This is a genomic window from Paenibacillus sp. BT-177 (assembly GCF_025846815.2).
Lineage (GTDB): Bacteria > Bacillota > Bacilli > Paenibacillales > Paenibacillaceae > Paenibacillus > Paenibacillus polymyxa_C.
Genome location: NZ_JAOYTP010000002.1, coordinates 571,507 through 594,320, shown reverse-complemented (window position 1 = coordinate 594,320; position 22,814 = coordinate 571,507). Strand labels below are relative to the sequence as shown.

Below are 22,814 nucleotides of genomic sequence, written 5' to 3'. Positions count from 1 at the left end.
AGATTAGCCAAGCTCCTGTGTGCTTTTGGAAGCACGTTTGGAGGAAAGGAACTGAAAATTAGGCCGCCAGTTCAAGCGCTGTCTGCCTTTGGAGCCAACAATCCAGTTGCCACCAGGCAGATGGGCAAAGAGCCAGCTGATGCCCAGAGAAACACTTGCCACGACGACAAACGTAATGAGCGTAGCTGTAAAATGATGATCACCCAGTGCAAGCGGACGAGTGTAATAGGATATGAAGGATAGCACGAGTGCATGGGCCAGATATCCTCCGAATGAGTAGCGTCCAATCCAGTTAAGCATACGGCGAAACGGCTCGGATCGCTGGTCTTTTTGCAAATGAAGCAGTAGTCCGTACAACAAAAGTAACTGCGAGACAATCAGCACGAAAGTGCTTGGCTTCAGATAGGTAGAAATATTGAGATTGATTGTATCGCCAGACTGGATCAGCATCGTGTGACCCATGAGCATGAACAGACCAATAAAGACAAATACATTCCACGGCAACGTCTGTTGGGCCAATCCCCGCCAGGTGTCCGTCATATAGGCGCATACTGCGCCCAGCATAAAATAGAAAAAGTACATAACAAAGTTATAAGTGCGGTAATCTAACAGAGTCTGCCAAAAGGACGGCAACCCAGTGCTCCATGCAGACATGTCATAGTAGGAGCATTGTAACAGCAAAGCGTAAGCCGCAGCGGCAATCAGCATCACAGCCAAAACAAGCTGCTTGCGTCTTTTGGTGCTATAACGACGTAGAAACGTCCGAATCTGTTCAGTTGCTTTTGCAAATAAAGGAAACCAAATATAAAACTGAAAGATCATGACCACAAACCATAGATGATATCCGCTGACGGGGATGATCATTTCTTCAAACATGCCTTTGTAAAAATATATATTTCCCCACTGCGCCGTTGACCAGTTCTGAGTACATACCCAATAAACAATGGTCCAGCAGAGAAAAGGAACATAAATATCTCGAAACCGTCTGCCAATATAACGGGAATAGCCAATCGGTTTGTTACCATTATAAAATAGCAGCGCCGCAGACAGGAAGACGAACGTGGGTGTGCCAAAACGTGTCAAATGGTACAGCATCGCGAGCATAACGGAATCCGGCTGTTGGATGTCGCTGCGATAAATATATTCGCCAATGCAATGCTGAAGCACGACAGCGAGGTAGGCAAGACCCCGTAGTTCTGTCCATTCCGCAATACGTGGCTTGCTCATCCATATCACTCCTTTTCCTCAAGATTCGCACATGTTTTCCCTAGCACAATTGTAGGTATTGTAACGTAGAAACATTAGTGCAGGATTAACGCCACCTGAAAGTAAGAAGAGTAAGTAGTTCCAATTTAATATGATTGCGTTTACAATCTAAGTGAAACCAGAATAAATTAAAGTGAATTTATAACTTAAGGATACGCACAGGAAGAGGAGAGGAAGGATGAAGAAAACGCTGCTGGTGTACATGCTGCTGATTGCAGCCTTTGCTCTCTATGTGTTCAGATATGAACAAACCGGGCGGTTGAATGGAGCTTGGGAGGAAAAAGGGCTACGAGGCAGTATCGGAGAAACGTATATGATGATTACCTTCCAGTCCGGTTTGGAGTATTGGAAAAGCGGGCTCAAGGGCTTCGAGGATGCTGGGGATGCCTTGGGGGTGACAGTGGAGTATCGGGGGGCTACCCGGTATGATGCACAGGAGCAGACGACGGTCATTGAGCAGGCGATTGCCCGTAAACCCGCAGGCATTGCCATATCAGCGATTGATCCCCACTCCCTGATCCCGGTCATTAATAAGGCACTGGATGCCGACATCCCTGTAGTGCTGTTTGACGCCGGAGCGCCGGGGAGCCGGGCATATACTTTTTTGGGCACAGATAATTATAAGGCGGGCGTGACCGCTGCGGAAAAAATGGCAGAGCTGTTGGGACGTGAAGGCCAAGTCGCTGTTCTCACACTGCCTGGGCAGCAAAATCATGAGGAACGCTCGCGCGGCTTTCGCGATACCATTCAGCGGCAGTATCCTGCCATGAAGGTGGTGGAAGTGGTAGATGGTCGTGCTGACGTGATGGTGTCTAGGGATGAATCGCAAAGGCTGATGAAAGCTTATCCGAAACTGGCGGGTATTTTTGTGACCGAAGCCACCGGAGGAACAGGTGTGGGTGAGGCAGCACTGAGCCAAAAAAGCAGTCATCCGCTGAAGATTATTTCTTTTGATACGAATAAAGCGACACTGGATATGATTCGTGATGGGACGATCTCGGCCACAATTGCCCAAGGGACATGGAATATGGGCTATTGGTCACTTCAATATCTGTTCCATCTGCATCATCATTTGACGATTCCTGCACCTTCTTCCTCTGGAGACAATACTCCGCTGCCCGTGCGGGTAGATACTGGGATTTCCGTCGTCACCCGAGAGAATGTAGATGATTATTATGCAAAATAAATTTTGGAAGCGTTTCTACTTAGGATTGCACCAAATGATGCCACGGCTTCGCTTGCTTAATATGCCTTTACGTTATCAGCTCATGGTGCTGTTCTTGCTGTTTGGCATCGTGCCTTCGCTGGGACTAGGCCTGCTGGTGAATTGGACGGTGGAACGGATTATTGAGCGGCAGGTGGAAAATCATACGATGCAGTTGATTGGCAAGGTGAACGAAGCACTGGATACCAAAATGGAAAATTTGCAGAACATGACGTATCTGGTTGCCTTTAATCCTGATATTGGCGAGTTTTGGAAAGGGCGGACGCTGGCCGATGGCCACGCGGTTCATACGAGTAGTGTAATGCCAGAAAATCAGGAGGAGCGAGCCCAGAAGCCTCTGCAAAACCAGGCTCCCGGCTCCAAGCAGGCAGTAAGTTCCGTACAGGAGCAGGATACGCTGTATAAAATGAAGCAATTTTTGCAGGGGTTTACCACCTTATATCCTGAAATTGCAGGGATTCTGATCGTGAACGAAAAAGGCGATTATATCAGCAATGAAATGTATGCTCGAAGCACGCGCAGCCTAACGGAAGAAGACTGGTACACACAAGCGGCGCAGCATGCAGGTATATTCACGGTGCTGGGACAGCCAAGTCACCGTAATGTGACCACTCATGTCCGGTATAAGGACAGTGAAATTGTCTCTGTCGTTCGCTCGGTCACGGACCCAGAGACAGGACATGTACTGGGCGTGATTATGATCGATCTCAAGCTGCGGGCTGTGTCGCAAGCCGCCAGAGATGTAACCTTGGGCAAAAGCGGGTATGTCATGGTGACAGATGCCAAGGGACGCAGTGTATATATGCCAGATATGCCTTTGATTGAGCGCATTCCGCCGCAATGGTTCGGGACAGAGGATAGCGGAATGTTTACCCGTGAAGCCGGAGGTAGGGAATTGCTCTTCATGTTCCAGGCTTCCGAGTTCACGGGCTGGAGAACAGTGGGAGTATTCCCGGCACGCGAATCTACACTGGAAGTGCGGCAAATTCAGTTCTACGTCGTCTGTTTTGTTTTCATTGTATGTCTGTTTGGTTTAACGGCATCCTTGCGATTGTCCAGTTCCATCGCGCAGCCGATTTTCCGGCTTATGTCTTATATGCGTAAGGCAGAGACAGGGGATCTTACGGTTCGCCAGTGGAGTGAGCGCGGGGATGAAATCGGAATGCTGGGCCGTAGCTTTAACCGGATGCTGGAGCAGATCCGCCGTCTCATGTTGCTTAGTGAACTGAGGGAACGGCAAAAACGGGATGCCGAACTGCGCAGTCTCCAAGAGCATATTAAGCCGCATTTTCTATACAATACGCTAGATACAATTCATTGGATGGCTCGGAAAAATGGAGCAGACGACGTATCCGACATGGTGGGGGCGTTATCGAGATTGTTCCGCCTTGGACTCAGCAAAGGGGATGACTTTATTCCGCTGCGCTCTGAGGTTGAGCATATCACGAGCTATATGCAAATCCAGCAAACCCGTTATCGTGATCGACTTCGCTGGGAATTGAATGTTCCCGACAAGCTGAAGGATCTGTTTGTATTGAAGCTGATGCTTCAACCTGTAGTGGAAAATGCGATTTACCATGGTATTAAGGCCAGACGCGGTCCAGGCACAATTTGGGTAGAAGCTAAAGCCGAGGACGGCAAGCTGCTGCTGTCGGTACGTGACGACGGTGCAGGGATGACGGCGGAACGTCTGTGTGAGCTGCGTGAATGGCTGGAAAGACCACTGGAGGCGATGGAAGGAAGACAGAAACAAAAGGGAGTTCGTACAAATGGCAGAAGTTACGGCATGCTGAATGTACAAGCGCGTATCCGATTGTCTTTTGGCGAGGAATATGGAATTACATTGGACAGTAAAGAAGGGACAGGTACCTGCGTTACAATCACTCATCCGTTGCTGCTGGATATGGCGCAACTGAAGAAGCCTTATGACAGAGGAGAGGGTCAGGATGACGAAATTCAAGGGAACAGACAACGCGACAACGGCGAGTCTGATTGACCAGGCCATACCAGAAGTAAGCATAGCCACGGCCAAATGTTATCAAGTATTGATCGCAGATGATGAGCCGATCATTCGTGAGGGGATTCGGGATTGCCTCGACTGGGCAGCTCTGGGCATGGAGGTTGTAGCCGAGGCCGAGGACGGTGAAGAAGCGCTGGAGCTGGTTGATCAGCTTAGCATCGACATCTTGCTGGTCGATATGAATATGCCGTTCATGGATGGGATTGAACTGATTCGGCGGCTGCGGGAAGAACGTCCGGAATGCCGTTGCCTGATCATTTCCGGGCATGATGAGTTTGCTTATGCGCAGGAGGCTGTCCGACTTGGCGTAGAGGATTATATTCTGAAGCCGGTAAATGCGAATCAGCTTCACGCTGCGTTGGCGCGCCTTCGTCAGCGACTGGACGAGGAGTACAAACGTGCCGCCTATGTAGAACAAGCCGCAGGGCAGATTGAACGGAATATTCCGCTGCTGCGCCAGCGATTTTGCCTGGAATGGCTGGAAGGACAGCACACGGGAAAGGACGTTATGGAGCAATTGACGTTTTTACGTCTTCCATCCCGGCCACCTGCTCAGATCGGTGTGGTACGGTGGCCAGCGGCAGAGGCGCGGCAGACGATTATGCGCGAGAATGATCGCCAGTTGTTTCTTTTCGCCGCTGAAAATATTATTGGCGAACTGCTGGAGAACCGATCGCATGTGTTGTTCCGCGATGCGAACGGGCTGATCGGCATATGCCTGTGGCAGGAGGCACCCGAGACGATCGGCGCTTCCATAGAGCAGGCCATTGGCCGCTATCTGAATATAGCGGTTCACACACATGTGGAGTCCAACACGGGTGGGCTGGAAGGCGCAATCGATGCGTACCGGGTGAGCCGGGATCGGGTGTATGGTGAATCGCAGCTATCTCCCATCGTACGCCGGGCCCGGCAGCTTATTCAGGAAGGTTATGCTGATCGGGAGCTGACGCTGGAAGCTCTTGCCTCGCGTCTACAGGTGTCCGCTGTATATCTCAGCCGTGTGCTCAAAAAGGAGCTCAATGACAGCTTCGTGACCCTCGTCACGCGTGCCCGTATCCGCAAAGCAGTGCAGCTGCTGGACTCTACGACGTTGTCTGTGCTTGAAATAGCAGAACGTACGGGATACGACAGCCAGCACTATTTTAGCACTGCTTTTAAAAAGACCATGGGCGTGTCCCCTGTGCAGTACCGTAAGGGCGGGGGAATTCAGGAAAATTCGTCGGAATAGGAATGATTGGATTGCGAAGTGCCTGCACCGTCTCATTATAATCTGTACTAAAAAGTGTGTGTGTAATCACACCCGCACGTTCAGGGGTTTGTTACCCTGTAGATAACGAACAAATATCTATCAATATTTGGAGGAAAACGATATGTTTTGTTATCAGTGTGAACAGACGCCGAGCGGCGGGTGTAAAGTCATCGGAGTATGTGGGAAAAATGAGACGGTAGCAAGCTTGCAAGATACAATGATTTTTGCATTAAAAGGGATTGCTGCCTATGCGACACATGCTCGTCAGTTGGGATATACCGATCCTGAGGTGGATCGGATCACGCATGAAGCGTTATATATGACCTTAACCAATTCTAACTTTAATGTACAAGAGCATTTGGAAATGGCGATGAAGGTCGGAAATGCAGCTGTACGGATCATGGATGTGCTGGATCGTGCGCATACGGATCGTTTTGGCATTCCACAGCCGATTACCGTCAGCCAAAATAAAATCGAAGGCCAATGCATCGTCGTGACCGGACATAATTTGTACGCGCTGGAAGAATTACTGCGTCAGACCGAAGGAAAGGGCATCAATATCTACACTCACTCGGAGATGCTGCCTGCCCACGGTTATCCGGCGTTGAAGAAATATGCACATCTCAAGGGCAATATCGGCAAGGCCTGGTACGATCAACGCAGATTGTTCGAAGAATTTCCAGGTGCGATTCTTGCCACGACGAACTGTGTTATGCCGATTAAAGGCACATATGCAGACCGCTTCTTCTCTTATGAAGTAGCAGGGCTGGAGGGTGTTGCCAAAATTGTGAACGACGATTTCTCTCCACTGATTGAACGCGCGTTGGCTCTGCCAGCCGCAGATGTAGACTCTGAACAGGTGCTTACGACAGGATACCATCATGAGACAGTCATTGGGCTGGCACCTGAGATCATTCAGGCAGTCAAAGATGGACATATCCGCCGTTTCTTCGTCATCGCAGGCTGCGACGCACCAGGCAAAGGCGGTAACTATTACCGCGAGCTGGCTACATCCTTGCCGAACGACACGGTCATTTTGACCACGTCTTGTGGTAAGTTCCGCTTTAATGATGTGGACTACGGCACCGTTGGGGATACTGGCATTCCGCGTTATATTGATTTGGGACAATGCAATAATTCCGGTTCTACTGTGAAAATCGCTCTGGCATTAGCCGATGCTTTCGGATGCACAGTGAATGAGCTGCCTGTCAGCATTGTGCTGTCCTGGTTTGAGCAAAAAGCGGTTGCCATCCTGCTAGGCTTGTTCAGTCTTGGCATCCAGGATATTCGCATCGGACCGAAACCGCCTGAGTTTATTTCTTCTGGTGTATTGGATGTGTTGGTGGAGATGTTTGGCTTGAAGCTCATTACGACCGCAGAGGAAGATATGAAAGCGATGCTGGCGTTGTCTTAAGAGGTAGGTAGGGAACTGCAGAGTGCAGTTCCTTTTTTTTGTTTCATCGTTCATCCATTCTAATAAATATATCCGTAAGAATCTTTAAGGCCAGCTCAGTATCTTTGGATTCACGAGTTCTTAGGAGAGACAAAATGGCTTTTATACTCGAGTCTTCTTCGGTAAGCTCATCATTTTCCTTCACATATGTAAGCAATTGATAGACGCCCACGTTCAATGCCTTCGCTATTTTCTCCAGATTTTTCAAAGATATATTTCTCTCCGCACGCTCGATGAAACCAATATAACTCGAATTGAATCCTGCTTGTTCGGCTAAAGCTTCTTGCGAAAGCCCTTTGGACTTTCGAATATCTCGGATACGTGTACCAACTAATTCTAAAAGTTCTGACATGAATACACCTCTCTATAGTTAGAAGTGTAGAGAAAGAGTTACATCTAATTAATATGCGTTAGTAAGTAAATTGAATTAAAAACTACTATATAGTAATATTCATTATGAAGCTTGTCCGATAGCTAGAAAATTATACATTTTAGTGGTCTAATGATATGCTACGTTGCTCACATTGTTGATGAAATTCTAATTCAGGAGTTGATTCCCCCATGAAACACTACTCCTTAAGCAACCAACTACATAGTGAAGCTGATTTCAAATTGCCTAAGTATAGTGACACCCACATATTGAATTGCATGATGGACTTTCAAAAGCTTGCCCAATACCAAATGCAGCTTGCCCAGATGATGCGTGATCATGATCAATGGCAAAACTGCCTCATTCTTTGTGATCGCGCCATGTTTTCAATGGCGAAGGCCATTTATGTACATCGAAATCAAATCATACCTTTATCCATCAGCCTATCCATGAACGATCTGCTCAGGCTAATTCGCTCGGATGCTGAGCCGTGTTTAGATATGGTGTTGTTTATGGGTACCATGCATTATCTGGTTTCCGGAGAGGAAGAAGCATCCAGGGAGACGATGAAGCTGGAGGAAGTAGACATGTTGCTTTATAAAACAGACTCTATTCTAGAGCGTCTGTCGCGGCGCATTGTAGCTAATCCATCGAAGCGGTATCCGTCTATTTTTAAAGAAAACCCGTTCAATTAAATTGTTAAATTTTTTAATCTCCACATCAGAAAAGATGTTATTTGATATGTCTACATACAACAAGCTGGTGCGGGACCGGATTCCGCATATCATTATGTCTCAGGGCAAGGAATGTCGGACACGCATTTTGGACCCAGAGGAATATAAGCAGGAACTGCGAACGAAGCTTCGTGAAGAGACTGAGGAATATTTTACAGCAGATAAAGATCAGGATGCGCTGGAAGAGCTGGCGGATATGCTGGAAGTCATCCGAGCGCTGGCAGAAGTACATGGAGCGAACGTACCCGAGCTGGACAAGCTGCGGGCGGACAAAGCCGAGGCCCGAGGCGGATTCCAGGAGCGGGTGTTCTTAATTGATGTCGATGAAGTTTAACGTCAAGCTCATTCGGATAACTTAGCGGATGAGCTTATAGCTGGAATACAACATGCCTTCGGGGTAAATCTGTTGGCTCCGCATCTAAAATAGCTTTTCAATCAATTGCAACTACCCTCCATTGCCCCTCATTGTTTTTTATTAAAGTAATACCTTCCCCCACACAAAGGTTAAAATTTTATAAAAAAAGTTCAAAACCTGCAAAGACCTTTCCCGGCCTGGAATGATACCATGTGTTTGCACATAAAAAAAGGAGAGGTACTCATTGCCTCACTTATGTAAGCGCTATCTAACTTCTAGTCTAATTAGCACTGACTGAGGATTTTACAAAATCCTTACCTTCAAATGACCTGCATCACATGAGGAAAGGGGAACTTCATATGAAAAAAGGAGCTGTTGTCGTTTGGCTTCTGATTTTGGCCCTGATGCTTTCGGCCTGCAATCTGGCGGAGAGTGGAACGGGCAGCAAGGAAAAAGGCTATGTGGGTATTTCCATGCCGACCAAATCGTCCGAGCGTTGGGTAGGGGACGGGGAGAATATGGTTCGGTTGTTTCAGGAGCAAGGCTATAAAACGGATTTACAGTATGCCGAGGACGTGGTGGAAAATCAAATTTCCCAAATCGAAAATATGATCACCAAGGGCGTCAATGTTATGGTCATCGCTTCGGTCGACGGAAACACGCTGACGGATGTAATTCAGAAGGCACACGACCAAGGGATTCAAGTCATTTCTTACGACCGTCTGATTCGCAACACACCGTATCTGACGTATTATGCGACTTTTGATAACTTCAAGGTAGGCGTGCTACAGGCGGCATATATTGAGAAAAAGCTGGGTCTCAAGGATGGCAAGGGCCCTTTCAATATCGAGCTGTTCGGCGGATCGCCGGATGACAATAACGCCTATTTCTTCTTTAATGGTGCGATGTCTGTACTTAAACCATACATTGATTCCGGTAAGCTGGTTGTGCGCAGCAAACAGATGACGATGGCGCAGATCGCTACACTGCGATGGGATGGAGCTTTAGCACAATCGCGGATGGATAATCTGCTGAGTGCCTACTATTCAGGGGCCAATCTGGACGCGGTGCTCTCCCCGTATGACGGCATTAGCATCGGTATCATTTCATCCCTGAAAGGGGTCGGATATGGATCTGCGAATAAGCCACTGCCGATCATCACGGGACAGGATGCAGAACTGGCTTCAATTAAATCTATTGTGGCTGGTGAGCAGACCCAAACCATATTTAAGGACACCCGCAAGCTGGCTGAGCAAACGGTCGTGATGGCCAACAGCATTTTACAGGGCAAGCAAGCGGAAGTGAATGACGTTAAATCATATAACAACGGTAAAAAGGTAATTCCTGCGTACTTGCTTGATCCGATCTCGGTGGATCGGACGAATGTGGAGAAGGATATTGTCGGCAGTCACTATTACACCAAAGAGCAAATTGGTCTCAAATAAGAGTAAGAATCCAACCGAAAGGAGCGTATCCCATGACTGGAATCATTTTGGAAATGAAGGGAATTACCAAAACCTTTCCTGGCGTAAAGGCATTGGAAAATGTAAATCTCAAGGTCAAGGAAGGCGAGATTCACTCGCTGTGCGGCGAGAACGGTGCGGGCAAGTCGACGCTAATGAAGGTACTGAGCGGTGTATATCCGCATGGAACCTACGAAGGGGATATTATTTTCCAAGGCAAAACGTGTGAGTTCAAGGATATCAAGCAGAGTGAGGAATTGGGCATCGTCATTATCCATCAGGAGCTGGCATTGATCCCGTATCTCTCGATTGCGGAAAATATTTATCTGGGTAACGAGCGCGCTAGCGGCGGCGTGATTGATTGGAAAGAGACTTTTGTGGGGACACGCGATCTGCTGTCTAAGGTCGGTTTGAGTGAAAATCCCAATACATTGGTTACGAACATCGGGGTCGGCAAGCAACAGCTAGTCGAAATTGCGAAAGCGCTCTCTAAAAAGGTGAAGCTGCTTATTCTGGATGAACCAACAGCGGCATTGAATGAGGATGATAGTGAAAATCTGCTTAATTTGATGCTGGAGTTTAAAAAACAGGGCATTTCCTGCATTCTCATCTCCCACAAGCTGAATGAGGTCGCAAAGGTGTCGGATTCGATTACGATTTTGCGGGATGGGAAGACGATTGAGACGCTGGATATGAAAAAGGATGAGGTAACAGAGGATCGGATCATTAGCGGGATGGTTGGACGCGATTTGACCAGCCGTTATCCAGAGCGTCATGCCGAGATTGGCAAAGTTGTGTTGGAAGTGAAGGACTGGACGGTGTATCACGAGCATCATGCAGACCGCAAGGTGCTGGATCAGGTGAATCTGAATATTCGCAGCGGTGAAATTGTCGGTATTGCCGGGCTGATGGGAGCAGGACGGACCGAGCTGGCGATGAGTATCTTTGGCAAGTCATACGGACGCAATATCTCGGGTCAACTGATTAAGGACGGTAAGCCGATCCAGAACAACACGGTTACGGACGCGATTAACAACGGCTTTGCCTATGTGACGGAGGATCGCAAGGAGTATGGCCTCATTTTAATGGATGATATCAAGCGTAATATTTCGTTAACTGGTCTGAGCAAGCTGACGAAGGGCGCTGTGGTCAATGAGCAGGAGGAAGTCGTCGTTGCAGAGGAAATGAAAAAAAGCATGAACATCAAAGCGCCGAGCATTTTACAGAAAACCGGTAATCTGAGTGGCGGCAATCAGCAGAAGGTAGTACTGAGCAAATGGATTTTTTCCGGACCGGATATTCTGATTCTGGATGAACCGACGCGCGGCATAGATGTGGGTGCTAAATATGAAATCTATACGATCATTCATCGACTTGCTGCTGAGGGTAAGGGTGTGCTGGTCATTTCGTCTGAGCTGCCAGAGGTACTAGGCTTGTGTGACCGGATTTATGTCATGAATGCTGGGCGGATCACCGGAGAGGTTAGCCGTGAGGACGCATCGCAGGAAACGTTGATGAGATATATGACCAAGTCAGGAGGCGTGAAGCATGGAAACCATAACTAAACTATTTAAAAATAACATCCGCCAATATGGAATGATGATTGCGCTGGTCGTCATTATGATCTTGTTCGAGGTGCTGACAGGCGGCTTGCTGTTGAAGCCGATCAATATTACCAATCTGATTTTGCAAAACAGCTACATTCTCGTGCTGGCCATCGGGATGGTGCTGGTTATCATCACTGGGCATATTGACTTGTCCGTCGGCTCCATAGCCGCTTTTGTCGGTGCGGTTGCCGCCATTATGATGGTCGATTGGCAGCTTCCAGCGTGGATTGCAGTGATTGCAGCTTTGCTGGTCGGAGCGTTAATTGGGGCATGGCAAGGGTTCTGGGTCGCTTATGTACGGATTCCGGCATTTATCGTTACCTTGGCAGGGATGCTGCTCTTCCGCGGATTAACAATGATCGTGTTGGAAGGCCAGTCGATCTCTCCTTTCCCGGGAGGATTTCAGAAAATCAGTTCAGGTTTCCTGCCGGATTTCTCAGCTACCGGTTATAACCTGGTATCCATCATTGTCGGCATTGCACTTACAGTATGGTTTATCGTGAATGAAATTCGTGAACGCCGTTCTCAGCTTAAATATGGATTTGAGGTTCCATCACAGGCGTTATTTATACTCAAATTGATCGTAGTGGCTGCTGTGATTAATCTGTTCACCTTCATGCTCGCGAGCTATGCGGGGATACCGAATATTCTTGTCCTGCTGTTCATTCTGATCGTGGTATACTCCTTTGTCATGAACCGTACGATTATGGGTCGTCATGTGTATGCGCTGGGTGGAAATGAAAAGGCAGCGGGTCTGTCCGGTGTCAAAACGAAAAAAGTGACATTCTGGGTATTTGTCAACATGGGTGTACTGGCTGCCATTTCCGGTCTCATCTTTGCTGCACGTCTGAACGCGGCTACGCCGAGAGCGGGTACGAACTTTGAACTGGATGCCATCGCAGCTTGCTTTATCGGTGGAGCTTCGGCGTCCGGCGGGATCGGCACGGTTTTTGGAGCGATTATCGGTGGTTTGGTTATGGGCGTACTGAATAACGGTATGTCTCTGATCGGCCTCGGTATTGACTGGCAGCAAGGCATCAAGGGCTTGGTACTGCTGCTGGCGGTTGCCTTCGATATTTACAACAAAAACAAAAGATCAGTCTAAGCTTATATTCAATATTGTAAAATAAACAAACCTCCAGTCCCACTTGAAATTGTGGATGCTGGAGGTTTGTTGTATGTTAGGCCTTATGGCTATTAGCCAGCCCAACTAAGTCGTCACCATTTGTCCGCCGTTCACATGCAGCGTTTGGCCCGTAATGTAGGATCCGTCATCCGAAGCCAACAGCACATAGGCAGGAGCCAATTCATAAGGCTGCCCGGCACGCTTCATTGGTGTATTGCTGCCGAAGGTACGAATGACTTCAGGCGACTGTGTGGCCGGATTCAGCGGAGTCCAGATCGGACCGGGAGCAATGGCATTCACGCGAATGCCCTGATCGACCAGATTATTAGCCAAAGCGCGCGTGAAGCTGACAATAGCGCCTTTGGTAGCTGAATAGTCAATCAGATTCTTTTGTCCAACATAGGCTGTAACCGATGCCGTATTAACGATGCTGGCCCCAGCCCGCATATACGGCAATGCTTCTGTAGTCATATGGAAGAACGAAATAATATTCGTGTCAAACGTGTCACGAAGCTGCTGTTCACTGATATCCAGATACGATTCGCGCACAAACTGAACACCCATATTATTAATGAGGATATCAATACGACCGAAGGTTTCCATCGTTTTTTGAACAACCAGACAGCAGTTGCTTCTTAGCCTTAGATCACCCGGAATTAACAAACAACGTCGGCCAAGCCTGTGAATGACATCACGGGTCTCCATAGCATCTCGATGCTCATCGAGATAGGCAATGACCACATCGGCTCCTTCCTTGGCAAAAGCGACTGCAACCGCGCGACCAATGCCGCTGTCCCCGCCGCTAATAATAGCCACCCGATCCTGAAGCTTTCCCGTGCCGATATACTTTGGATTATCAAATATAGGGCGTGGAACCACCAGGTATTCCAACCCCGGCTGTCTATATTGATGCTGGGGAGGAAAAGCAATCGGAACTTCTTTACATTGGGTTTCTGTACCATAATAAGGATATTGATATTGGCAATTCATTTAATAATCCCTTCTTTTAGGCGTTTTGAAATCCAATATATTCGAAATGGGCGCAAACGGTGAATCGGGAGTTATCACCTTATGCCGAAATCGTCGCTCCATCTGCCGGAATATGGACACGCTTCTCCAGACCTTCATGATTGATATGTTCCGTAAGCTCGGAGCGAGTCAGTACACAATGGTTGATGGCTTCCATATGGACAGCAACGACTTGTGTGTAAGGGGCATGCTGTGCAACAGCCGTTACATCTTGGGCAGTCATAATAATGGGATCACCCACCGTAAACCGCGCTCCTCCAGCGTTCACGATCGTCCAGTCAGGGCGGAATTTATCCAGTGCTTCCGCGACTTCACTGCACCAAATGGTATCCCCGGCCACATAGACGACAGGCTCACCTGGAGCCTGAAATACAAAGCCAGATACGGGTCCCATCTGTTCCCCGATTTCTCCGGTACCGTGATGCCCGGTTGTACGGGTAATCTCGATTTTCCCGACTGAGCCAGCCACCGAAATCGGAGTAACCTGTGTAAAACTGTCAGCCATGATTTGTTCTTCATTTCCGGGCTGGCAGAAGACAGGAATTTGTTTGTCCAGCCAGCGTACTGCCGCCGGGTCCCAATGGTCTGGATGCAAATGCGTGACGATGACCACGTCAGGCTGTCCAAGCGACTGCCATTGTGGTGGTAAGGGAACCAGTGGATTGCGGAGAGTGTTTTCCGTATTGGGAACCGGTGGATTTGCGCCAGCATCACTCAGCATCGGATCAATCAGAAATTTTACTCCTGCGTATTCGATCCATAAGGTTGCGTTGCGGATTAGTGTGATTTTCATATATGGTCAGCTCCTTTGATCGTAAATGTTTTTTGACCGAATGTATTTTCGGCCGTTCTTTGTTTCTGCTACAATCATATCTGACGCAAGAAGATGCAGGCTACGGCCTGCTGAAAGGAAAACCAGCATTCTCGTTTCATCATGAAAGGAAAAATAACTATGGAACTAACCGTACCTGATGAGACCGACCTGCGCATTCTTCATCATTTAATTGAAGACAGCTCTTTAACGCACAAGGAGATTGGTCAGCTTGTTCATTTGACAGGCCAAGCAGTAGGGGCACGTGTTCGAAAAATGCAGGATGCAGGTATTATTGAAGGCTATACACTGCGCTGGAACCCTGAGAAAATTGGGCAGACGATTCATGCCTTTATTACGGTTTTTCTGAATTCAGGCACGACTCACAGTGCTTTTCAGACTTTTGCACGGGAGCATCCCTCTATTGTCGAAATCCATCGGGTAAGTGGGGAGGGCTGTTATTGGATGCGGGTTCGCATGTCATCACAGTCAGAGTTAAATACCATGCTGGATGAACTTACGAAGTTTGGTAACTACAAATTGAGCTTTTCAATTGGCGTAATTTAATAATAAAAGCTTTCGGCATTTGTGCCGAAAGCTTTTGTTTACGAGGGCAATTGAAGTCAGCGTTATAGGCTCATTTTAAAAATATGCTGTAAGCCGTGTTGTCCCATTTTAGTGTTACCTTCATTGATAAAGCCGCATTTGAGATACAGATTTTGGGCAGCTTGATTACGGGCATTGACGCCCAGTACAATCTCGCGAATATGTGGAAAGTGTCTAGAGATGAACTGTGGTAGCAGAAGCAGCCCATGTTTAGCGAACCCTTGTCCTTGATCTGCATAATGAATAGAAAACGCACGTAGCAACAGTGCCTCAGAAGTATTCGTATAGTCTGCTAATTCATCTCCATCGTATAAAATGAAAAATCCAACCGGTCTTCCAGTAGCCGTAATGACGACGGGATGGCGGTGTGGATCTTCCTTGGCTAGTGTCAGCATTTCAGCTGGCATTCCAGTAAATTGCTTCTGCTCCTCAGGCAAATAAAAGGTATGTAAAATAGCATCATGCTCACAATGGTAAGGGACAAGCTCTACATTATTCATCATTACACTCCGATCTGGACAAATTTTAATCTACTATATCAATCTCGTTTACTAAAAAAAGAAACCTGAACTCGCCTTACTTACGTATTATCCATACATAAACTAGCATAGTCAAAAGGAGACATCTACGCTTATGAAGCCGCTTATAGAATATCGGGAAAGTCAGGATGTATTGCACCAAGAGCTGAAGCATATTGAGAAGTGGGAGAAGGAGCAGAAGGATATTTTTTTCTGGGAAAAAATCGGTAGATGGCCCTTTATGCTGCTGGATCGGCTGACGCCCAAAATCATTAAAGACAAGCTGGAGCAACTGCTTAATGAGATGGGTAGTTTCATTCAAAATGGCGGTAAATATTTGGTGAAAGAAGAAACAGTTCTGAGCAGGCTGAACAAGACGGCCCGTGAATATATGATTCAGCCAAATGGTGCAGATTCCGCCTCGGATACGGAGGATCAGCTCCGTGCCGGGGAAAACGCAGATGCAGAACATAGCGCCGAATCCACGTGGGTTTTGAAGCAGACGGCTGAGCTCCCGTTAACGATCATGGATCAGACTGCGGACGATATGACGTCGGGTCGCATTGCCTTTGCCACTGCTCAAGGAGCAACCACGGGGATTGGCGGTGTGTTTACGATTGCGGCGGATATCCCTATTTTGCTCGGCTTGTCACTCAAGGTGCTTCAGGAAATCGCTTTGTGCTATGGCTTTAACCCCCATGATAAGCAGGAACGCATTTTTATTATTAAATGTATGCAATTTGCTTCATCCGATATTGTGGGTAAAAAGGCTGTATTAGAGGAACTGGCCTTGTTCGATGATCCTTCACGTCAGGCACAGGTTTTTTCCCAGATGCAGGGATGGAAAGAGGTCATTAACACCTATCGCGATCAGTTTGGATGGAAAAAGCTGCTGCAAATGGTCCCGATTGCAGGCATTTTGTTTGGCTCCATTGCCAATCGAAGTGCGATTAGTGACGTAGCTGAAGCGGGGAAAATGCTGTATCGGAAGCGTCGTATTTTAATGCGTTTAGCAGAAGTAGAGAATGGGTTGGAGTAGAAGTAAGGAATAGAGGAGAGATGAAGAGTGGGGTAGAAATGAGGAATGGAGCTTGAGTTAGTTGTTTATGAAGGTGTGCAGCGGCCAATGATGGCCGCCACACGGTTGCCTGTTACACTTCGGCTCCATTTTCTTCCGCCCAGCGATTCAGGGTTTTGTCTGTAGGAAGTAAGAAGGTTAAAATGCCGAGCAGTGGCAAAAAGCCGCACAGGAACATGATGTTGGTGATGCCTACTTTGTCGATCCAATTGCCGAGCACGAGTGCGCCCACACCGCCCAGACCAAAAGCCAGGCCTGTAATGAGACCGGACACCGTCCCGATTTTGCCAGGCACGAGCATCTGTGCATATACGACTGTGACCGAAAAGCTGGACAACATAATAAATCCGATAATCGCCAGCAGGATCGCCGTCCAGAAGTGGTTGGCATAAGGCAATAGCAGCGCCAGCGGTGCAGCTAATACCATGGACAGAAAAATCATATTGCGTTTACCAAAACGGTCTGCCAGCGGGCCGCCAAAAAAGGTGCCCAGCGCTCCAGCTCCGAGGAACAGGAAAATGTACAGCTGTGCGTCAGCCAATGGCATTTTAAATACTTCCATCAGGTAAAACGAATAGTAACTGCCGACCGAGGTCGAATACCATGAACGAACAAATACCAGCAGAATGAGGACAATCATGGCAAACATAATACGGCTGCGCACTTCGGGTTTCATGCGGCGTGTCACCGTTTTTTTGCGTGCAATGCCTTCTGTACGCAGGACGTTACCGTACCAGCGGGCAATGAATGATTGCACTACAATTCCGGCTGCCGCAATACCCGTGAACCAGATGGCGCCAAATTGCCCCAACGGGATAAAAATCCAGCTTGTGAGCATCGGTGCCAGCGATTGACCTGCATTGCCGCCGACCTGGAAAATGGATTGTGCCAATCCCCGGCGTGATCCTGCCGCCATATGGGATACGCGCGAGCCTTCGGGGTGAAAGGCGGCTGAGCCCAGACCCACGAAGATGACTGCGATCAGCACCGCTTTATAATCGGCTGCATAGGCGAGAAGCAGCATACCAGTGAGCGTAAAGCCCATACCGATAGGAAGGATAGCGGGTGTAGGCCGTTTGTCCGAAAACAAGCCAATTACAGGCTGCATAATTGATGCTGTAAAGTTGATGGCGAATGAAATCCAGCCGATCTGCGTGTAGCTCAGGCTCATAGATTCCTTCAAGATCGGAAAGATCGCTGGAATGACCGATTGAATCGAGTCATTGAACAGATGGACGAAACTGATTGCAATCAGAATCGCAAAAACGGTGCCTTTCGCTTGCGGCCCGGGGAGGGGGAGCGATTGGCCCGTTTCTTTTTTTGTAGCAGATTTAGTAGTCATGGCAACCTCCGGATATGTATGTATATTTTAAGATATAGGAAGCAATCCGTTTGCAGCAAATGGCTGAAAGTGGGATAAAGTCCCCCTTTACTCATCGCTGCTTGCCCATTCTGCTGGATACTCTTTATTACTCGATCCTCTAATTCACAATAGATTATCTTGCTCTGAGTGCATTGTATCTGTATAAGATATCCTTTACTTATCATTTTACTCTCTAACATGCATAAATGGGTAAATGGTTATCATCCTTAACTCTTTTAATTAATGCCCAAATCCCAAGATTACTTTGTGCGTTTGCATCAAGAAGAATCCAATCCTTGTATTGAAACAGCTGAGCCTCTCCAAACATATGAAATGAATCCAAATAGCCTGTTCCATCACGGGGCGGCATTTCATTACATACATTTTTCAAAAAAAGGACTTGCTCCACTCTGACATGGATCCAAGCTCTTTTTTCATTTTTGGATATGATGTCTTCAAATCTACATTTAATAAACGCAGAGAAGTTGATCTCATCAGGTTGCTCTTCCCAACCATTAAAATGTGAATAAGCAGGTCTGAATAAAGTCCAAAAAGTTTCTCCAACGGACATATGAAAAGGAAAATTTACTTGTACTTTTCTTAAGTCACCTTTTGTGGGAGGTATCAATGCTCTTTCCCATATTTCACTATTTAGATCTGGAATATCATGTTTGAAATCTGCCCAGTCCATAGCATCTTCGATAGCTACAATCTCAAAATCTTTGTTTTCTAATAGGGGTTTATCTGGTACCTGTTGACACGCTCCACACTTGAAAGCAATAGTTTCCTCGTTCATAAGACAACCTACCTTAATTAAATTTTATGCTCTACTGCTCCAACTATATTGATCATAAGGACATATCAATATGGTGGAAGTATTACAAACACCATAAAACTATTTCTATGTTGAATGTTGCTGATATTCCTTTTACATATAAATAAACAAGAAGAATTTAACAAAACTAAGCTCTTTATTTAACAAACTTAAGATATGATTCTTTATGTCATACAACTTGTTGTATAGACAATAGCTCCGTAGAAACAGTATGAAGAGCACAAGAGAAGAGAGGATCTGATTTGAGAATGAAATTGCTAAGGAAACCACTATCAGTTGCATTATTATCTTTACCTTTACTTCTAGGTTCTCTAGGTGGAAGTTATGCGAGTGCGGCCACGCTGCCAACGACAGTAACTCCAACAGAACCGTCATGGGGATATTTTGTAGATCATTATAAAAATAATAGTGCTGCTAATAAGACGGAAAGCTCCAATCCGACTCTCGGGCTGCTCTCTGAATTTAATAAGCTTTGGACTCCCGGTGCTACCTGGGACACGGGCACCAAATTAAACAGCAGTGTACTGGATGCTAATATTCAAAAGGTAATTGATATCGCTGCCCGTCGCACTTCCAGTGAGGCCGATGCGGCTTATTTGGATGATCGTCGAAATCAGAGCTACAGTGTAATCGACGGTCTGGGTTCGCTCACTGATGTATATCGAAAGAAGGCAGGCGCCACGACAACAATCAACGACGTCCCGGCCGATGCTACAACTAAAAAATATGAAGATGAGGGAACAAATGCAGGGGATACAAGCTCCAGTCTCAGCAACGTCGTGAATTTGGTCAATACCTTGCGCGGGGACTACTCTACGACGAACCCGGCTAAGTCTTACTTTAGTTATCCTCGTCCGTTTCGCTGGAGCGATAATTCAGTGGTTGTCCCGAGCCTGGTCCCTGCGCTCAAATCTGATGCTACTAATGATGGCGGCTTTCCAAGCGGTCATACCAATGCTGCGTATCTCAGTTCTATTGCCATGGCCTATGCCATGCCGGAGCGTTATCAGGAATTGCTGACACGAGCTTCGGAGCTGGGCAATAATCGTGTTGTTGCTGGTATGCATTCCCCGCTTGATGTCATGGGAGGGCGTATCATGGCAACAGCGATGGCTGCTGCTATCCTGTCTGATCCAGCCAATAGCAGCTTGAAGAAAGCAGCTTATCAGGATGCTCATACACAATTGCTGTCCCAAAAAGGTACAGCCCCAGATCGTTTCAGCAACTATGCTACAAATAAGAAAAATTATAATCAACGATTAACGTACGGATTCAGCCCGATTAATCCAACGACGAAGCCAATGACAGTGCCTAAGGGAGCGGAGGTGCTGTTGGAGACACGCCTACCCTACCTTGACAGCACACAACGTCGTTGGGTATTGGCTACCACGGGGATTCCTTCCGGCTATCCTGTGCTTGACGATGCCGAAGGATGGGGACGATTAAACCTGTTTTCCGCCGCGGATGGCTATGGTGCTTTCGTCAATCATGTTACGGTGAATATGGATGCTTCCAAAGGTGGTTTCAACGCATTGGATCGCTGGCGCAACAATATTTCCGGTGTTGGAATGCTGGCTAAAAAGGGAACAGGTACGTTGAAGCTTATGGGTAGCAATACGTATTCCGGCGGTACACAGATCGATCAAGGCATACTTGAAGGTAATTCGGAGACAGCTTTCGGAAGTGGTGCAATTACAAATAACGGGGGAACTCTTCTTAAAAACAACTCTGGAAAGCTGATTGTTGGCGGGAATTACAAACAAACTGCCAAGGGAAAACTTGAACTCAACCTAGGCAGTAAAAATGACGTACTTAAAATTAAGGGAACAGCCCAACTTAACGGTAAATTACGTCTGAATTTTTCTAACAAATATGTACCAGCTAGCGGTGCCACCATTTTAACCTACGGTAAACGCAATGGGGCATTTTCTTCCATTGAAGCAGCAGGTCTACCAAGCAATTATAAAGTGAAGGTTGTCTATACAGCCAATAGTGTTCAGTTAAAAGTCACGAAGTAACCAAATAGGACAATTTAAGGTGCACCTTTGGAATACACCGGATAAACCATGAAGTTATCCAGTGCCCATTCTTAAGGTGCATTTTTTGTTCCCGTAAAAAGTCCATTTCTCAGAGTTATTTATAGCCAAGGGTATAAAGAGGTCAAAATTTGACCTTAATGTAGTAAAATAATCGCGCTGTTTGAAAGCGCAGTCATGTTATTCTTAAGAAGCATATTAGTCCAAGTTTTAAAGGTACAGACTAACTAAGAGGAACAGAGGAAAGGAAGAAGACTGATGAGTCTTGAGAAAGAATACGTTAAAATAGCCCAGGATGTCATTAAAGGGCTTGGCGGAGAAGACAATATTATTTCTATGGCACATTGTGCTACACGGTTGAGATTGATTGTAAAAGACAGGGACATTATTGATGATGAATTTATTGAGAATATTGATAAGGCAAAAGGGGTGTTTTTTACCTCCGGACAATATCAAATTATTTTTGGAACCGGTACCGTGAACAAGGTTTACGAAGCAATGGTCGGCCAGAACGTATCTGCGACATCAAAGGCAGAGCTGAAAGAGAAGGCCTCAACACAAGATGATAACTTTTTCAAAAGAATGATCCGGGTTTTTGGGGATGTATTCGTTCCTATTATCCCTGCATTGGTAGCTACCGGTTTGTTTATGGGAGTTAGGGGCTTGGTAACTCAGCCTGCACTGCTTCAGTTATTTGGACTTACACCGGATGATATTTCTGCGAATTTCATATTATTTACACAAATACTGACCGATACCGCGTTTGCCTTTTTGCCTGTGCTGGTATGCTGGTCAGCGTTCAGAGTATTTGGCGGGTCGCCGATCTTGGGGATATTGCTCGGACTCATGCTGGTAAGTCCTTCTTTACCTACATCCTGGGATGTCGCTCAACATGTGAAGGAACCTCTTTTATTTTTGGGCTTCATCAAAATCGCAGGCTATCAGGGTTCAGTTCTGCCGGCGTTCATTATAGGGATCGTGGGAGCGATGATGGAGAAGAGAATCAGGAAATCCGTTCCCGAAGCACTGGACTTGATTTTGACACCGTTTCTGACATTATTGCTCACACTGGTACTGGGCTTGTTCGTGATTGGTCCCATCTTCCATGAAGTAGAGGTTTTAATATTATCGGCAGTTACAGCTATTTTGAAATTGCCGTTTGGCATTGGCGGATTTATTTATGGAGGCATTAATCAGATTATTGTCGTTACCGGACTGCACCATGCGTTGAACCTGATCGAAATACAGATGCTGGTGGATGGCGGCTGGAATATGGTTAACCCGATCAGTTCGGCATCTATTTGTGCACAAGCGGGTGCGGCGTTAGCTGTCGGCTTGAAATCCAAAAGATTAAAAACCAAATCTATTGCCTACCCGTCTGCCGTGTCTGCTCTGCTCGGCATTACAGAACCCGCTATTTTTGGGGTGAACATTCGATATGGCAAACCATTCGTGATGGGCTTGATTGGGGGAGCGGTTGGAGGATTCTTCGCACGTATCTTTAATGTTCAAGCAACAGGCATGTCGATTACAGCTATACCTGGTTTGTTATTGTATCTGAATAATCAGATTTTTCTGTATGCTTTAGTTTGTGTAATCGGTTTTGGTGTAGCATTTGCGTTGACGTGGATCTTTGGATTTAAAGAAAAAATAGAGAACAAATAAAATTT

The 22,814-nt window shown here is 46.8% G+C and carries 20 protein-coding genes; 13 read left to right on the top strand and 7 right to left on the bottom strand.

Features of this window, described 5'->3' with window-relative positions:
• Positions 1 to 3 precede the first annotated feature (3 nt).
• Positions 4 to 1,227, bottom strand: a complete 1,224-nt coding sequence (locus OIU26_RS09075; RefSeq protein WP_264216603.1) for an acyltransferase family protein — start codon at positions 1,225 to 1,227, stop codon at positions 4 to 6.
• 217 nt (positions 1,228 to 1,444) lie between these two features.
• On the opposite strand from OIU26_RS09075, the gene OIU26_RS09070 reads away from it, so the two are divergent.
• The 4 genes from OIU26_RS09070 to hcp all read left to right on the top strand — a co-directional run bounded on the left by OIU26_RS09070 (position 1,445) and on the right by hcp (position 7,174).
• The gene (locus OIU26_RS09070) at positions 1,445 to 2,452 is read left to right on the top strand and encodes a substrate-binding domain-containing protein (protein ID WP_264216602.1); all 1,008 of its coding nucleotides are present in this window, start codon (positions 1,445 to 1,447) and stop codon (positions 2,450 to 2,452) included.
• A 34-nt stretch (positions 2,453 to 2,486) separates the two neighbouring features.
• Positions 2,487 to 4,487, top strand: a complete 2,001-nt coding sequence (locus OIU26_RS09065; RefSeq protein ID WP_264216601.1) for a sensor histidine kinase — start codon at positions 2,487 to 2,489, stop codon at positions 4,485 to 4,487.
• Positions 4,438 to 5,739, top strand: coding sequence for a response regulator (locus OIU26_RS09060; protein ID WP_264216600.1), 1,302 nt, complete (start codon positions 4,438 to 4,440; stop codon positions 5,737 to 5,739). Before OIU26_RS09065 ends, OIU26_RS09060 begins: the two co-directional genes overlap by 50 nt.
• Before the next feature lie 142 nt (positions 5,740 to 5,881).
• Positions 5,882 to 7,174 carry a hydroxylamine reductase gene (gene hcp / locus OIU26_RS09055; protein ID WP_017426382.1) on the top strand — a complete coding sequence of 431 codons (1,293 nt, stop codon included), beginning with the start codon at positions 5,882 to 5,884 and terminating at the stop codon, positions 7,172 to 7,174.
• A 43-nt stretch (positions 7,175 to 7,217) separates the two neighbouring features.
• Here hcp and OIU26_RS09050 read toward each other — a convergent pair whose 3' ends face one another.
• Positions 7,218 to 7,565 (bottom strand): helix-turn-helix domain-containing protein, encoded by a 348-nt coding sequence (locus OIU26_RS09050; protein WP_025678887.1) that lies wholly within the window; start codon positions 7,563 to 7,565, stop codon positions 7,218 to 7,220.
• Between the two features lie 209 nt (positions 7,566 to 7,774).
• Between OIU26_RS09050 and OIU26_RS09045 the strand changes: the two genes are divergently transcribed.
• From OIU26_RS09045 to mmsB, 5 genes are all read left to right on the top strand, one after another.
• Positions 7,775 to 8,278, top strand: coding sequence for a hypothetical protein (locus tag OIU26_RS09045; protein ID WP_264216599.1), 504 nt, complete (start codon positions 7,775 to 7,777; stop codon positions 8,276 to 8,278).
• Between the two features lie 46 nt (positions 8,279 to 8,324).
• Positions 8,325 to 8,651 carry a nucleoside triphosphate pyrophosphohydrolase gene (locus OIU26_RS09040; RefSeq protein WP_264216598.1) on the top strand — a complete coding sequence of 109 codons (327 nt, stop codon included), beginning with the start codon at positions 8,325 to 8,327 and terminating at the stop codon, positions 8,649 to 8,651.
• A 380-nt stretch (positions 8,652 to 9,031) separates the two neighbouring features.
• Complete coding sequence (gene chvE / locus OIU26_RS09035) at positions 9,032 to 10,117, top strand: multiple monosaccharide ABC transporter substrate-binding protein (protein ID WP_058829081.1); 1,086 nt, start codon at positions 9,032 to 9,034, stop codon at positions 10,115 to 10,117.
• Between the two features lie 32 nt (positions 10,118 to 10,149).
• Positions 10,150 to 11,700, top strand: coding sequence for a multiple monosaccharide ABC transporter ATP-binding protein (mmsA, locus tag OIU26_RS09030; protein ID WP_264216597.1), 1,551 nt, complete (start codon positions 10,150 to 10,152; stop codon positions 11,698 to 11,700).
• The gene (gene mmsB, locus OIU26_RS09025; protein WP_040101955.1) at positions 11,684 to 12,847 is read left to right on the top strand and encodes a multiple monosaccharide ABC transporter permease; all 1,164 of its coding nucleotides are present in this window, start codon (positions 11,684 to 11,686) and stop codon (positions 12,845 to 12,847) included. The genes mmsA and mmsB overlap by 17 nt, the downstream gene beginning before the upstream one ends.
• Positions 12,848 to 12,952: 105 nt before the next feature.
• Here the strand turns inward: mmsB and OIU26_RS09020 are convergent, their stop codons facing one another.
• Both OIU26_RS09020 and OIU26_RS09015 read right to left on the bottom strand, forming a co-directional pair.
• Positions 12,953 to 13,858 (bottom strand): glucose 1-dehydrogenase, encoded by a 906-nt coding sequence (locus tag OIU26_RS09020; RefSeq protein ID WP_107734078.1) that lies wholly within the window; start codon positions 13,856 to 13,858, stop codon positions 12,953 to 12,955.
• Between the two features lie 79 nt (positions 13,859 to 13,937).
• Positions 13,938 to 14,690, bottom strand: a complete 753-nt coding sequence (locus tag OIU26_RS09015; protein ID WP_264216596.1) for an MBL fold metallo-hydrolase — start codon at positions 14,688 to 14,690, stop codon at positions 13,938 to 13,940.
• Positions 14,691 to 14,849: 159 nt separating this feature from the next.
• On the opposite strand from OIU26_RS09015, the gene OIU26_RS09010 reads away from it, so the two are divergent.
• A complete protein-coding gene (locus OIU26_RS09010; protein WP_264216779.1) occupies positions 14,850 to 15,275 on the top strand; it encodes an Lrp/AsnC family transcriptional regulator in 426 nt (141 codons plus the stop codon).
• A gap of 62 nt (positions 15,276 to 15,337) precedes the next feature.
• On the opposite strand, the gene OIU26_RS09005 is transcribed toward OIU26_RS09010, so the two are convergent.
• Positions 15,338 to 15,814 carry a GNAT family N-acetyltransferase gene (locus OIU26_RS09005; RefSeq protein ID WP_080771859.1) on the bottom strand — a complete coding sequence of 159 codons (477 nt, stop codon included), beginning with the start codon at positions 15,812 to 15,814 and terminating at the stop codon, positions 15,338 to 15,340.
• Positions 15,815 to 15,947: 133 nt separating this feature from the next.
• Between OIU26_RS09005 and OIU26_RS09000 the strand changes: the two genes are divergently transcribed.
• Positions 15,948 to 16,871: an EcsC family protein gene (locus tag OIU26_RS09000; RefSeq protein ID WP_264216595.1), complete on the top strand. Its 924-nt coding sequence runs from the start codon at positions 15,948 to 15,950 to the stop codon at positions 16,869 to 16,871.
• Between the two features lie 112 nt (positions 16,872 to 16,983).
• Here the strand turns inward: OIU26_RS09000 and OIU26_RS08995 are convergent, their stop codons facing one another.
• Complete coding sequence (locus OIU26_RS08995; protein WP_264216594.1) at positions 16,984 to 18,252, bottom strand: MFS transporter; 1,269 nt, start codon at positions 18,250 to 18,252, stop codon at positions 16,984 to 16,986.
• 214 nt (positions 18,253 to 18,466) lie between these two features.
• Entirely contained in the window at positions 18,467 to 19,069 is a 603-nt protein-coding gene (locus tag OIU26_RS08990; protein WP_264216593.1) for a hypothetical protein, read from the bottom strand.
• A gap of 287 nt (positions 19,070 to 19,356) precedes the next feature.
• On the opposite strand from OIU26_RS08990, the gene OIU26_RS08985 reads away from it, so the two are divergent.
• Positions 19,357 to 21,126 carry a phosphatase PAP2 family protein gene (locus OIU26_RS08985; RefSeq protein WP_264216592.1) on the top strand — a complete coding sequence of 590 codons (1,770 nt, stop codon included), beginning with the start codon at positions 19,357 to 19,359 and terminating at the stop codon, positions 21,124 to 21,126.
• 276 nt (positions 21,127 to 21,402) lie between these two features.
• Positions 21,403 to 22,809, top strand: a complete 1,407-nt coding sequence (locus OIU26_RS08980) for a sucrose-specific PTS transporter subunit IIBC (RefSeq protein WP_013369753.1) — start codon at positions 21,403 to 21,405, stop codon at positions 22,807 to 22,809.
• Positions 22,810 to 22,814: the final 5 nt, after the last annotated feature.

Coding starts and splice junctions, on each gene's coding strand:
- OIU26_RS09075 (WP_264216603.1), bottom strand. CDS start 1,227: ATGAGCAAGCCACGTATTGCGGAATGGACAGAACTACGGGGTCTTGCC.
- OIU26_RS09070 (WP_264216602.1), top strand. CDS start 1,445: ATGAAGAAAACGCTGCTGGTGTACATGCTGCTGATTGCAGCCTTTGCT.
- OIU26_RS09065 (WP_264216601.1), top strand. CDS start 2,487: ATGATGCCACGGCTTCGCTTGCTTAATATGCCTTTACGTTATCAGCTC.
- OIU26_RS09060 (WP_264216600.1), top strand. CDS start 4,438: ATGACGAAATTCAAGGGAACAGACAACGCGACAACGGCGAGTCTGATT.
- hcp (WP_017426382.1), top strand. CDS start 5,882: ATGTTTTGTTATCAGTGTGAACAGACGCCGAGCGGCGGGTGTAAAGTC.
- OIU26_RS09050 (WP_025678887.1), bottom strand. CDS start 7,565: ATGTCAGAACTTTTAGAATTAGTTGGTACACGTATCCGAGATATTCGA.
- OIU26_RS09045 (WP_264216599.1), top strand. CDS start 7,775: ATGAAACACTACTCCTTAAGCAACCAACTACATAGTGAAGCTGATTTC.
- OIU26_RS09040 (WP_264216598.1), top strand. CDS start 8,325: ATGTCTACATACAACAAGCTGGTGCGGGACCGGATTCCGCATATCATT.
- chvE (WP_058829081.1), top strand. CDS start 9,032: ATGAAAAAAGGAGCTGTTGTCGTTTGGCTTCTGATTTTGGCCCTGATG.
- mmsA (WP_264216597.1), top strand. CDS start 10,150: ATGACTGGAATCATTTTGGAAATGAAGGGAATTACCAAAACCTTTCCT.
- mmsB (WP_040101955.1), top strand. CDS start 11,684: ATGGAAACCATAACTAAACTATTTAAAAATAACATCCGCCAATATGGA.
- OIU26_RS09020 (WP_107734078.1), bottom strand. CDS start 13,858: ATGAATTGCCAATATCAATATCCTTATTATGGTACAGAAACCCAATGT.
- OIU26_RS09015 (WP_264216596.1), bottom strand. CDS start 14,690: ATGAAAATCACACTAATCCGCAACGCAACCTTATGGATCGAATACGCA.
- OIU26_RS09010 (WP_264216779.1), top strand. CDS start 14,850: ATGGAACTAACCGTACCTGATGAGACCGACCTGCGCATTCTTCATCAT.
- OIU26_RS09005 (WP_080771859.1), bottom strand. CDS start 15,814: ATGAATAATGTAGAGCTTGTCCCTTACCATTGTGAGCATGATGCTATT.
- OIU26_RS09000 (WP_264216595.1), top strand. CDS start 15,948: ATGAAGCCGCTTATAGAATATCGGGAAAGTCAGGATGTATTGCACCAA.
- OIU26_RS08995 (WP_264216594.1), bottom strand. CDS start 18,252: ATGACTACTAAATCTGCTACAAAAAAAGAAACGGGCCAATCGCTCCCC.
- OIU26_RS08990 (WP_264216593.1), bottom strand. CDS start 19,069: ATGAACGAGGAAACTATTGCTTTCAAGTGTGGAGCGTGTCAACAGGTA.
- OIU26_RS08985 (WP_264216592.1), top strand. CDS start 19,357: ATGAAATTGCTAAGGAAACCACTATCAGTTGCATTATTATCTTTACCT.
- OIU26_RS08980 (WP_013369753.1), top strand. CDS start 21,403: ATGAGTCTTGAGAAAGAATACGTTAAAATAGCCCAGGATGTCATTAAA.